Here is a 12,648-nt window from a genome sequence, read left to right on the forward strand (position 1 = left end):
TTTAAGGGAGATGTTACCATTGCTGACACACTTTCAATTTAAGCCTTTATTTGAAAATAAGAATATTCCAGGCTGGAATTTTTCCTTTTACTATAAAAAACAAAGATTTTCAGGTATCTATCACCAAACTGGTAAAATTGAATGGACAGTGAATACTCCTGAACAGGATGATATTGAAACATTAACCACCCAAATCCATGAGCTAATGCTGTACCACGTTTACGAATAATGACTAGCCTGAATGAAATATTGCCCTTTTTTGCAAACTATTAGAAAACACAGAAAGGGAATGGTAATTGTGGAAGAAGGAAAAAACCAGCAAGCAAAAACAGATTTACAGTATGAAGGTAAAGACAAGGTCTATTTAGATATTGACAGAATCATTAATGAAGGATTATCAGGTGGATCAGTTCATTCGCGCCACGACACCACCAATATTGAAGAAGCACGAAATCTCACAGAAGAAGAACCCCCATCTAACTTAAATGAATAAAGGTAAAAGGCTGACACGTTGACAACTTAACGAGTCAGCCTTTTATAATTTAAGCAGAATTAATGATATAATTAATTCATTATTTCTAAAATTTATTTAAAACGGAGAAGTTGACCTTGTTTAAAAAACTTATGTCCTTATACGAAGATTCGATATTATATTCTGACCAACCTAAACATACATCCGATCATTTTTACATATTTTTTGACGTATCTCAAAAAAACTGGCTTGCGATTCCGAAATCAGATTTAACGGAAAAGGAGCTCAATCTTCTTCAGGTTCTATATGAACAAGTGAAAATTCCTTCAAAGCCATTAACCACTCTATCGCGAAAATGGCATGATTTTCTACTATTAAATGGGTCAATGCCCTCACTAAGTACCGACAGTAATTTTCGATTCATTCAGTTCCATATTAAAGGTCTTGGGGTTGACCCAACAGAAATTGAGCCCGCAATCAAAGGCTTTTTTTCTGATGAAATACAAATTATTTGGGAAGATGACCATAATGGGATCGTCATTGAAGAAAGAAGACAATTGTCCCTCACCGAAAGTGAATTAACTTCCATGGCAGATACGTTAGAAAGTGATTTTTACGTAAAAATATCCTTTTATTTCGGGAAAGTTTACCCGTTCTCCAATCATTTACGTACCCACTTTTTACAAGAAAAAGAGTATTTTGAATTCGCTAAGGAAAATCTTGAACGTACCAATATCCTTACCTTTGAAAAAATCTTTCCAGCATTTGTGGCATTCAATCTGCCGGAATACATGAAAGAAAAAATTAAAATGGAGCTTTCCTCTGTATTCACGGAAGATCCTGAGTTATATACGACAATCAAAGTCTTCCTTGAAAATAATCTGAATGCCAGTTTAACGGCTAAAAAATTATATATCCATCGAAATACACTACAGTATCGGATTGATAAATTTATTGATAAAACAGGAGTACAATTAAAAGACTTTTACGGAGCATTTACCGTCTTTCTAGCGTGCCTGCTTTTTGAACAAAGGAAATAGAAATTTGGATAGGACACAATGCACAAATTTCACTTTAGGAACTTTGTGCATTGTGTCCATACTTTTTGAAAACCTTTTCATGTACACTTAAGTTAATCAAAACAGGGAGGTTTTACACAATGGCTGAATTAAAATTAGATCACATTTATAAAATTTATGACAATAAAGTAACAGCGGTTACAGACTTTAATCTACATATCCAAGATAAGGAGTTTATCGTATTTGTAGGTCCGTCTGGCTGCGGTAAATCAACAACATTACGTATGGTCGCTGGTCTTGAAGAAATTTCAAAAGGTGACTTTTATATCGACGGAAAAAGAGTGAACGATGTAGCTCCTAAAGATCGTGATATCGCAATGGTATTCCAAAACTATGCCCTCTATCCACATATGACAGTTTATGATAATATGGCATTCGGTCTTAAACTTCGTAAGTTTCCAAAGGATGAAATTGAACGTCGTGTAAATGAAGCTGCAAAGATTCTTGGATTAGAAGCTTATTTAAAAAGAAAGCCTAAAGCATTATCAGGCGGTCAGCGTCAGCGTGTTGCATTAGGACGTGCGATTGTTCGTGACGCAAAGGTATTCTTAATGGACGAGCCTCTTTCAAACCTTGATGCAAAGCTTCGTGTAGCGATGCGTGCTGAAATTGCTAAGCTTCACCGTCGTTTAAATACAACAACTATTTATGTAACACATGACCAAACAGAAGCAATGACAATGGCTTCTAGACTGGTAGTTATGAAGGATGGACTTATCCAGCAAGTGGGTACACCAAAAGAAGTATACGAAAAGCCTGAAAACGTATTCGTTGGCGGATTTATCGGTTCTCCTGCCATGAACTTCTTCAATGGTAGACTTGAAGATGGTAAGTTTGTAGCTGGCAAAACTTCTATCGCAGTTCCTGAAGGCAAGATGAAAGTTCTTCGTGAGCAAGGATATGTTGGTAAGGAAATTATCCTTGGTGTTCGTCCAGAAGATATTCATGATGAGCCTGTATTTATCGAAGCATCTGCTGGTACTAAAATTACCACAAATGTAGACGTAGCAGAATTAACTGGTGCTGAATTAATGGTATACTCTAGTATTGATGGCCAGGACTTCGTTGCCCGCCTTGATTCAAGAGCAGATATTCACCCTGGAGATACATTAGAACTAGCATTTGATTTAAATAAAGGTCACTTCTTTGACGCTGAAACTGAGTCCCGCATTCGCGTGGCTAATGAATAATTCGAAAGTAAGGTCCCGCAAAATCGCGGGACCTTTTTTGTATTGCTATTCTTTAATAAAGATGACATCGTCGTTATGACAAGATGGACAAGTATAAAGATGCGGGCATTTTTGCCCTGAATTGGTATCTGGAAAACCGTCCTCCATTTTCATTAAATCAATTTCCATATACGGACTGTAATCATCAAAAAAATCAATTAGTCTTCCGCTATCTATCATTTGTTCCCCGCAATGGGTACACACTAAATACATTTCACGTAAACCATTACATATTGGGCATATTGACATTTCCATTCACCCTTTAGTTTTTAATATGAAGTTAGTTTGCGTTACAATTACCGCACTATGTACCGGAATAAATTACCAGATAAATAATCGAATAAGCTGCCCGATTTTAATCATAATAAATATTACAAAGCAAGCAACAACAAACAAAGCAAGCAACCACCTTACATCGATGGGTTACCAAGTGAAAAGGAAATCTCTTTTCATCAACTGCTCCAATATCTTACTACTTACAATGTGGGTTAGGCCATGGTGGCAATGGTTAGCTTAACCATAATGGTTCAATTCCATACTGACCCCAAAATTATTAAGAGGAGTGTTATTCAACTATGGCTAGTAACAACAACTCTAATCAACTTTTAGTACCTGGAGTGGAGCAAGCACTTCAACAAATGAAGTATGAAATTGCAACAGAATTTGGTGTAAATCTTGGTGCTGACACTACTTCTCGTGCAAACGGTTCTGTCGGAGGAGAAATCACTAAGCGTCTTGTAGCAATGGCTGAGCAACAACTTGGCGGATTCCAACGCTAATCTTTAAGCAAACACAGTAAAAATTAAATAATATGGCTTTAGCCCCCTCCATGATTGGAGGGGGCTTTCATCTGGGTGAATAGTAATCCTAGACCATATTTTCAGGCTTAATCCATTCATCAAATTGTGCTGGGTTGACATAACCTGTTTTTTCGGCGGCTTCCTTTAAAGTACAATTTTCTTTAAAAGCTAATTTTGCAATTTCAGCCGCTTTTTCATAACCAATATATGGATTTAATGCCGTTACCAGCATTAAGGAACGTTCCACATGTTTTTTAATAACTTCATTGTTGGCTTCTATTCCCATAGCACATTTTTCATTAAAGGAACGAATTCCATCTGTTAATAGTGTAAGCGATTGAATTAAATTATAGATAATCACTGGCTTAAAAACGTTTAATTCAAAGTTTCCTTGGCTCGCGGCAAATCCAATCGTCGCATCATTCCCAAAAATTTGGCATGCTACCATCGTTAACATTTCACTTTGAGTTGGATTTACTTTACCAGGCATAATAGAACTCCCCGGCTCATTTGCCGGAATCAGCAACTCACCAATTCCACTTCTGGGTCCACTGGCGAGCCACCTCACATCGTTGGCAATTTTCATTAAATCGGCTGCTAAAGCTTTTATAGCACCATGTAAAAAAACAATTTCATCATGACTCGTTAGTGCATGAAATTTATTTTGTGAAGTCTTAAATGGATACCCTGTATAGGCTGCGAGTTTTTCTGCAACCTTTTCACCAAATTGTGGATGAGCATTTATACCAGTGCCAACAGCTGTCCCACCAATAGCAAGATCAAGGACATATTTACTTGATTCCTTTATCATCCTTTCATTCTTTTCAAGCATAGCCCTCCAACCACTTATTTCTTGACCGAGCGTTATTGGCGTCGCGTCCTGAAGATGTGTTCTGCCAATCTTAACGAGATTCATAAAGGCTTTTTCCTTCGATAAAAGGGTGTTTTTCAATTCATTGAGAGCAGGAATTAAATTATCAGTAAGTTTTATGTAGGCAGCAACATGCATTGCTGCTGGAAAGGTATCATTAGAGCTCTGAGACATATTCACATCATCATTTGGATGTACCCGCTCTTCACTTCCTTGATTGCTTAATAATTCATTCGCTCGATTCGCTATAACCTCATTCACATTCATATTGGTTTGTGTTCCACTTCCAGTCTGCCAGACCACAAGCGGAAAATGCTCATCAAACTCCCCTTTAAGTGTTCGATCACAAACGGTCAGAATAGCCTTCATTTTTTCCTTCGTGAGCTTTCCTAAATAATGATTAACCTCTGCTGCTGCTTTTTTTATAAAGGTTAAAGCATAAACCACTTCTAGTGGCATCTTTTCACTGCCAATTTGAAAGTTTTCGAAGCTACGTTGTGTTTGTGCACCCCAATTTTTTTCCATTGGGACCGGAATCTCACCAAGAGTATCTTTTTCCAATCTAAACTTTTCCATAGTTCCCCGCCTCTCTACTTCATTTTTGTATCTATATCATTATCCTTATTCCCTTTTGCTAAAAAAAAATGCAGACATATTGTCTGCATTTAATGTTTCACGACCATATAACCAATAAAATAAGAAAGAATTAAGAAGCTGCCTATTACATTTACGATTGAAAAGTCTGTCATATCATTCCACCCCTTTTAATTATGAAAGAGCTTAAACATATATAAATTATCATAATTAGGGGACTTTACATGTGATAAAAATTACATTTTACTAGTATAGATTTGAACATTTTATGAACATTAGCCCACAAGTCCGGCACTGCCTTTTTGGAGTTCATACATTTGATAGTATTTTCCCCCTAGTACCATCAATTCTTCATGTGAACCACTTTCGACAATCTTTCCACGATCCAACACAAGTATTAGATCAGCATTCCGGATGGTTGATAACCTGTGCGCAATAATAAACGTCGTTCTACCTTTTTTCAAGACATCCATGGCTTCTTGAATAACAGCTTCGGTTTCAGTATCTATACTGGATGTGGCTTCATCTAAGATTAAGATAGCTGGATTAAAGGCTAGGGCTCTAGCAAAGGAGATTAACTGGCGCTGACCGCTGGATAAAGTACTTCCTTTTTCAATTACAGGTTCATCATAACCATTTTCCAGGTTTTTAAAGACTTTATCTGCTCCAACATCCTTTAACGCCTTTTCTACCATTCCTCTTGTTACCTGAGGGTCACTAAGACTCACATTCGACGCAATGGTACCCGTAAACAAATATGGATCCTGCAAAACAATCCCCATATGATTACGAATCGTTTGCCGTGGAATGCTGACAATATCATGACCATCAATAAGAATCTTACCCTTTTGACAATCGTAGAAACGGAAAAGCAAATTCATAATCGAGCTTTTGCCAGATCCAGTGTGTCCTACAAGCGCGATTGTCTGCCCTTGTTTCGCCTCAAAGTGTATATCTTTCAATACATACTCACCATCTTTGTACCCAAACGATACATGATCGAATGTAACATTACCATGAAAACGATCTATTCTTTGTGAACTTACATTCTCACCAGGTTCATCCATGAGTTTAAACACTCTTTCACCAGCCACTAAGGCCGTTTCCAAATTGGCTAATTGATTGACAATCCCCTGTATTGGCTGAAAAAGACGATTAATGTAATCGACAAATGCATACAGCACTCCTAGAGAAATAACCGAAGCAGGATTCAACGCTTGACCCCCAAAGTACCATATGAATGCAACAAAAACGAGATTTCTTAGAACCCCCACTAAATTATGAGAAGTTAAAGAATTTAAACTTAATAATTTATTTTGGTACGTAAAATGTTCAGTATTCAGTTTTTCGAATTCTTTTTCTGATTCCTTTTCTCTGCTAAATGCTTGAATGATGCTCATGCCGCCAATCGATTCATTAATGGTTGCATTGATATCACTAATTCGTGAACGTATAACACGGTTGTATTTGGAAGCAAACTTTCGATATACTATCATCCATACATAAAGGATTGGCAATAATATTAAGCAAATCGCTGCCAGTTTAATATCCAAGATAAAAAGTGCCGCATATATGCCAGTAATATAAATCGCACTTGTAAAAAATTGCGCGAGCACTGTCACATATAATTCGCGGATGGCCTCTGTGTCATTGGTAATCCTCGCAACCACTTTTCCTGCTGGAAGGTTATCAAAGTATTGGATAGGAAGCCGTTGGATCTGGCCAAATACATCCTCCCGCATTTTTTGAATGATTCGATTTGCTGACTTCTGAAGTAAAAAGCGCTGTCCATATTGGAAAATAGCTGAAATTACTAATAAGACAAAATAAATGACCAGCAGTGTAATAATCCCCGGAATTTCCAACTCGTAAAATGCCATCAGTTCTTTCGTGGTTAGGACTTGTGCGCCATATTCAGCCTTTTCCGAACCCTTTTGAATCGTTAAAACTCCATCATTAAAGGTTCTTTTACCATCAAATTCAATATTTCCTTCAACAATGACAAACCTTGCTCCAACCTGCAGAACTCTTATTTCTTTACCCTTTTGTTCACCGTTTGGGAAATTCTTTTCTTTTTTATAAAATTGCTCGTTATATTCTGCTGTGTTTTTCCCACTTGAAGTTTCATACCAAACAGATTCAATACCTAAAATATGCTGATCGATAATATTTTTCGCAATAAATGGACCTGCTAAATCAGTAACAACGGAAATGGTCAGCATAAATAGTGCTGCAAAAATGATTTTTTTATAGTTTAATGCATACTGCGTTAATCGCCGGCCTGTATTCATGCTGTCACCTCTTCTTCTAAATTATTTTCCACTTGTTGACGTAAAAATTGTTCTTTATACCACCCATCATTAGTAAGCAATTGTTCATGAGTTCCTGCTTCTATTATTTTCCCATCATCGAGAACGAGGATTTGGTCTGCATGCTCAACAGCTGACATTCGATGAGTTGTGATAATCGTAGTTTTGTCTTTTCTAATCTCACGAATATTATCAATAATTCTCTTTTCCGTTTTGGCATCAACGGCTGACAACGAATCGTCTAGTATCAAGATATCAGGATATTTTATTAACGCCCGCGCAATCGATATTCTTTGTTTTTGACCGCCAGACAATGCTACACCTTTTTCGCCGACCAGCGTTTCTAATCCTTCAGGGAGCATCTCTAAATCCTTTCGAAATGCAGCTAAATCAATGGCTTTTTCTAATTCTTCCTCTGTTGCTTCAGAATTTCCAAACAGAATATTCTCTTTAACACTTTTTGAAAAAAGAATATGATCTTGAGGCACGTAGCCAATCCATTGGCGAACTTGATTTAACGATTGCTCTTCGAGAGGTACACCTGAGATAGACAGTTCACCTGTCCCAAGAGGATATTGCCGTAATAACTGTTTAATCAGTGTGGTTTTCCCGCTGCCTGTTTTTCCAACTATCCCTAATGTCTGCCCTTGAAGCAATTGAACTGAAACATTCGTCAAATTATCCTCTTTTGAAGACGGATAGCGAAACGTAACCTCTTTAAAATCAATTCTTTCCGCATTTTCAACTGTAACTGGCTTTGAAGGATTTTCAACGGTTTCCTGATAGGACAATGTTTCATTTACTCTGTCCAGGGACGCATTTCCTCTTTGCATAATATTAATTAATTCACCTATTGCAAACATCGGCCAGATTAACATTCCTAAATAGACATTAAAAGAAACAAGGTCACCTAAGGTAATTGCCTGATTAAAAACTAAATAAGCTCCATAACCAAGGCCAATCATATAGCTTATGCCAACCAGTACTTTTACGGTTGGATCAAATAAGGAATCAATCCTTGCTACTTTAATATTTTTTTGAAAGACATCTTCTGTTAGTTGATGGAATCTTCCTCGATCTGCCTCCTCCTGAACATAGGCACGAATAACCCTTACACCTGCAACTGATTCTAATACCCGATCGTTTAACTCCCCAAAAGCATCCTGTGCTTCCATAAAACGCTTATGGATTCTATTCCCATAAATTTGCATGATATATGCCATAATTGGCAATGGAAGAATCGCCGCAATGGTTAATTTCCAGCTAATCAAAATCCCCATTGTAATAATTAGTGTAAGCATCCAAACACTTGAATCCACCAAGGTCAAGATTCCAAACCCTGCGGTGATGGAAATTGCCTTTAAATCATTTGTGGCTCTTGCCATTAGATCGCCCGTTCGATTTTTTTCATAAAAGGTTGGCGACATCTTTAACAAATGTTTCATGAATCGGGATCTTATCTTCCTCTCAACAAGAAAAGCTCCACCGAATAATTTATACATCCAAACATAGGTGATTCCATATGAAACAACCATGATCAAGATCAGATAGCCTAAATATTTAATGATTTTTCCATTAGTCATTTCGCCAAGATGAATATCATCTATTGCCATCCCTATTATTTTAGGCGGCACAACGTCAAAAATCCCAACCAGAATTAATAACGATATCGCAATTACATACCGCTTCCAATATTCTTTAAAAAACCATCCCAATTTCTTTAAAACTGAAAACATCTCCATACCCCCTTGTAAAAAAGAAAAAGACATACCGCAAAAGAGTGCAGTATGCCTCGAAACTAAAAAAAGAGACAAAAAAACACACGTTACGTATCAAAAAGAACGCAACCTGTGACTCATTATCAATGAAATTAAATAGACTCACTAAAAAAAGGTTAATAGGGAGCAGGTTACATTCGAATATTCAGTTGCAGATAAAGTTCTGTGTAAAACAATCATTTTGTAACCCTCCTTTTCCTTTTTTTACATCCTTTGTTAGATTATCACCAGTTTATTTATATGTCAATTCCTATTTTTCAGAATTTTCCACTCTAATTAATTTGACCTCTTTCTAAAAATCTTTCGAACAAATAAAAGGTAAAAAAGTGTTGGCATTGGAGCTTGAATTAGCCCGACGATTCCCCATAACCAATAGTTATGATTGCGTTTTCTGGCATCTAAAAATAGAAATATACTTTGCAGTAAAAGGATAGCTGCAACAATAATGATCAAAGTGGGTGATAATTCATTACTCATTAATTTTCACCTTCTTACGAAATCCAGTAATTGTGTAGAAAACAATAAAAACCGTAGTAATAATTTGAATGAAGAGAAAAACAATGGGCATTTGATACAAAGAAACAATGATTCCACTTAAAATGATTAATGCAATCATGAGAAATAAGGATAATTCTTTCCTTAGTTTTTTTCTGCTATTTTCCTTCTCGGTTATTACCATATTTTCAAACCATTGTAGATCAGGTGTATAGACAGGGAATTGATCAATCTTGCTTAATCCATCCTGCAGTTTGTGAATAGCATCCAAGTCATGATTATTTTGTTGTTCGTTGTCGAGTATGACGACCTTCTGTTTCTTCACCTAGTTTCAGCTCCCTTCTTACTGCCAAGATTCCATTATGAACTCTTGATTTCACCGTTCCAGAGGAAATTTTCATCCATGTACCAATCTCATCATATGAGTATCCATAATAATGCTTCAGGACAATGGGAACCCGAACGTCTACGGGTAATTTACCTAATGCCTCTAGTGCATCGTTCCATTCCTCATTCCGGCTTTCAAAATGCCATTTCAGCTTTCGAAAAACTTCTTCTTGTCCTATCCATTTGTTTTCTCTCTTTTGCTTTCTACATTGGTCAATATAAGCGTTAGTGGCAATGGAAATCAGCCAAGTCGAAAATTTACTTTGACCATTATAGAGATGAATTTTTTGAATGCATTTTGCCATTGTTTCTTGTGCTAGTTCCTCTGCCATATCTGGATTCATTGTAATTTTCATTAAATACTTTACAAGGAATGGATAATTTTCCTTAAAAACACAAGCAAATGCAAGATGATCCCCTTCTTTTGCACTTTTTATTAACGGATCCATCACACTTGTCCTCACTTTCCCCCATCGAACCCTCTTTTTCTTTTTTTGTTTATGTATAAGACGTGAATGTAATCATTTCGTTCACGAATAATTTAAATTGTATCAAAAAAAGCCACGAATTTCTTCGTGCCTTCTTCTTAAGGATTCATATTTGGACCAATTTTTTTCCATCGCTTTTCCCACTTTTCTTTTTGTTTCCTCCACCTTTTTTCCCATTTTCTCGAACCATCGTTAAAGTGCTCTTCAAGTGATTTTCGGTTCTGTTCTGCCTCTTCCTCTTGCCTCTTTTCAATTAGAGTATCAATGTGAGGGACGCCGAATTTACTAGAAGGTGTACCTTGTAATGCTTGTTTCATTACTTCACGAAATACAATCGCTGCACCTGCTCCGCTTGTCGTTTTCAAGTAATGTTTTTCATCCGTTTTATCGTAGCCCACCCACACAGCGCCAACTAGTTGTGGTGTGTATCCAACAAACCATTGGTCCTTGACCCCAGTGACTCCTTCAATCGGTACTTGCGTCGAACCTGTTTTTCCCGCAATTTCTCTTCCCGAAATTTGTACGCTTTTTCCAGACCCATGCTCAACAACTCCAAGAAGCATGGTGTTAATGCGATCAGTTACGGATTTATTTGTGACTTTTTCCCTTTTTTCCTTCCACTGTGCAACAATATTCCCCTCTGCATCCACAATCTTTTTAATGACATGAGCTTTAATTTTAACTCCATTATTAGGGAAGACAGAATATGCCTCAGCCATGACAAGCGGAGATACACCTTGTTCTAATCCGCCGAGTGCTAGTGATAGATTACGATCACCTTTTTGTAATGGTATACCAAAGCGTTTGGTTGAATTTAATCCTTTTTCAATTCCTATTTCATTTAATAACCAGACTGCCGAAACATTTTTTGAATCTTTCACAGCTTCGTACATTGGCACTTCACCAGCATATTCATGATTATAATTTTTGGGTTCATATTCTCCAAAGTTCATTGGTTCATCTTTTAACATATCTGTTATTTTCCAGCCCGCTTCGAGAGCCGGTGTAAATACGGCAATAGGTTTAATAGAAGAACCGGGCTGTGCCTTTAATTGTGTGGCGCGGTTATAACCTCTAAAGGTATGCTCCCCTCGGCCGCCAACAAGTGCACGGATTCCACCTGTTTTGGGGTCAAGCAATATCCCTCCGCTTTGTACCAGAGAATCTGACCCTCTCGGAAATAAATCATCTCTTTGATATGTCTCTTCCATCGCACTTTGCATGGCAGGATCTAGTTCGGTGTATATTTGATAGCCGCCTGTTAATAATTCATCCTGTGATAAATGATAGACATTGATGGCTTCTTCAAAAACTTGATCAACATAGTGCGGAAACTTCCCTCGAAATGGATCTCCGCCTCTATTATTTAAGATAACTTTTTCATTTATCGCTTGTTCATATTGCTGTGTTGTAATATAGTCTTGTTTCTTCATTTGAAACAGTACAAGATTTCTCCTCTGGGTTGCTTTGTCCAAATGCTGATAGGGGTTTAGAGAAGAAGGTGCTTTTATTAGACCTGCCAGTAAGGCTGATTCGCTAATAGTAAGGTCCTCAACTTCTTTGGCAAAATAATTGCTTGCTGCATGCTTTATCCCCCAAGCACCGTCACCAAAATATATCTGATTTAAGTACATTTGAAGGATTTCGGACTTGCTAAATTGTCTCTCGATTTCCATAGCTAAAAACACTTCATCTGTCTTTCTTTTTAGTGTCTTCTGAGAGGTTAGTAACGTGTTTTTTGTTAATTGCTGAGTAATTGTACTGCCGCCTTCTACCATTCCACGGGCTTTTATGTCCCGAATAAGTGCTCTTGTAATCCCAATATAATCTACACCATGGTGCTCATAGAATCTACGGTCCTCTATGGCAATTACCGCATTTTTCATCGAATCAGGAACCTGATTAATCGAAATACCCTCATTTTTATTTGCAGATACTTTACTTGCAACCTCACCATTAAAATCATAAAATACGGTTGCCTGGGGAAGTTCATTTTTCAGGGAAGAAATATCTGCATCCATTGAATAAATGTACACGATACCTAGAAAGCCCAAAACTAAAAGAAAAAACGAGAGAACCATTAATTGGTTCATATGCCATCGCTTCCAATTATTCACTACCTTTTTCATAATTCCTCCTTTAAGAA

13 protein-coding genes are annotated in these 12,648 nt (G+C 37.1%); 5 read left to right on the forward strand and 8 right to left on the reverse strand.

Annotation, left to right across the window (positions count from 1 at the left end; translation table 11 throughout):
• The first annotated feature begins 19 nt into the window (after positions 1–19).
• The 4 genes from ABC255_RS23985 (at position 20) to ABC255_RS24000 (ending at position 2,741) form a co-directional block, all read left to right on the forward strand.
• Positions 20–229, forward strand: a complete 210-nt coding sequence (locus ABC255_RS23985; protein ID WP_412997429.1) for a YheE family protein — start codon at positions 20–22, stop codon at positions 227–229.
• Positions 230–289: 60 nt separating this feature from the next.
• Positions 290–493, forward strand: a complete 204-nt coding sequence (locus ABC255_RS23990) for a hypothetical protein (RefSeq protein ID WP_412997431.1) — start codon at positions 290–292, stop codon at positions 491–493.
• A 131-nt stretch (positions 494–624) separates the two neighbouring features.
• Positions 625–1,512: a PucR family transcriptional regulator gene (locus tag ABC255_RS23995; protein ID WP_412997433.1), complete on the forward strand. Its 888-nt coding sequence runs from the start codon at positions 625–627 to the stop codon at positions 1,510–1,512.
• Positions 1,513–1,631: 119 nt separating this feature from the next.
• Positions 1,632–2,741, forward strand: a complete 1,110-nt coding sequence (locus tag ABC255_RS24000; RefSeq protein WP_412997435.1) for an ABC transporter ATP-binding protein — start codon at positions 1,632–1,634, stop codon at positions 2,739–2,741.
• A 45-nt stretch (positions 2,742–2,786) separates the two neighbouring features.
• Here ABC255_RS24000 and ABC255_RS24005 read toward each other — a convergent pair whose 3' ends face one another.
• Complete coding sequence (locus ABC255_RS24005; protein ID WP_412997437.1) at positions 2,787–3,029, reverse strand: hypothetical protein; 243 nt, start codon at positions 3,027–3,029, stop codon at positions 2,787–2,789.
• Positions 3,030–3,355: 326 nt separating this feature from the next.
• On the opposite strand from ABC255_RS24005, the gene ABC255_RS24010 reads away from it, so the two are divergent.
• Positions 3,356–3,559: an alpha/beta-type small acid-soluble spore protein gene (locus ABC255_RS24010; RefSeq protein ID WP_095248511.1), complete on the forward strand. Its 204-nt coding sequence runs from the start codon at positions 3,356–3,358 to the stop codon at positions 3,557–3,559.
• A gap of 88 nt (positions 3,560–3,647) precedes the next feature.
• On the opposite strand, the gene fumC is transcribed toward ABC255_RS24010, so the two are convergent.
• The 7 genes from fumC to ABC255_RS24045 form a co-directional block, all read right to left on the reverse strand.
• Positions 3,648–5,027, reverse strand: a complete 1,380-nt coding sequence (fumC, locus tag ABC255_RS24015; RefSeq protein ID WP_412997439.1) for a class II fumarate hydratase — start codon at positions 5,025–5,027, stop codon at positions 3,648–3,650.
• A 293-nt stretch (positions 5,028–5,320) separates the two neighbouring features.
• Complete coding sequence (locus tag ABC255_RS24020) at positions 5,321–7,336, reverse strand: ABC transporter ATP-binding protein (RefSeq protein WP_412997441.1); 2,016 nt, start codon at positions 7,334–7,336, stop codon at positions 5,321–5,323.
• Positions 7,333–9,090: an ABC transporter ATP-binding protein gene (locus ABC255_RS24025; RefSeq protein ID WP_412997443.1), complete on the reverse strand. Its 1,758-nt coding sequence runs from the start codon at positions 9,088–9,090 to the stop codon at positions 7,333–7,335. The genes ABC255_RS24020 and ABC255_RS24025 overlap by 4 nt, the downstream gene beginning before the upstream one ends.
• 318 nt (positions 9,091–9,408) lie before the next feature.
• Positions 9,409–9,609, reverse strand: a complete 201-nt coding sequence (locus ABC255_RS24030; RefSeq protein WP_335536187.1) for a sigma-Y antisigma factor component — start codon at positions 9,607–9,609, stop codon at positions 9,409–9,411.
• Positions 9,602–9,952, reverse strand: coding sequence for a YxlC family protein (locus ABC255_RS24035; protein ID WP_412997445.1), 351 nt, complete (start codon positions 9,950–9,952; stop codon positions 9,602–9,604). Before ABC255_RS24035 ends, ABC255_RS24030 begins: the two co-directional genes overlap by 8 nt.
• A complete protein-coding gene (gene sigY / locus ABC255_RS24040) occupies positions 9,906–10,463 on the reverse strand; it encodes an RNA polymerase sigma factor SigY (RefSeq protein WP_412997446.1) in 558 nt (185 codons plus the stop codon). The genes ABC255_RS24035 and sigY overlap by 47 nt, the downstream gene beginning before the upstream one ends.
• A gap of 137 nt (positions 10,464–10,600) precedes the next feature.
• Positions 10,601–12,631 (reverse strand): transglycosylase domain-containing protein, encoded by a 2,031-nt coding sequence (locus ABC255_RS24045; RefSeq protein WP_412997448.1) that lies wholly within the window; start codon positions 12,629–12,631, stop codon positions 10,601–10,603.
• Between the last annotated feature and the right edge of the window lie 17 nt (positions 12,632–12,648).

The sequence above is a fragment of the Neobacillus canaveralius genome (genome assembly GCF_047237705.1).
Lineage (GTDB): Bacteria > Bacillota > Bacilli > Bacillales > Cytobacillaceae > Neobacillus > Neobacillus niacini_K.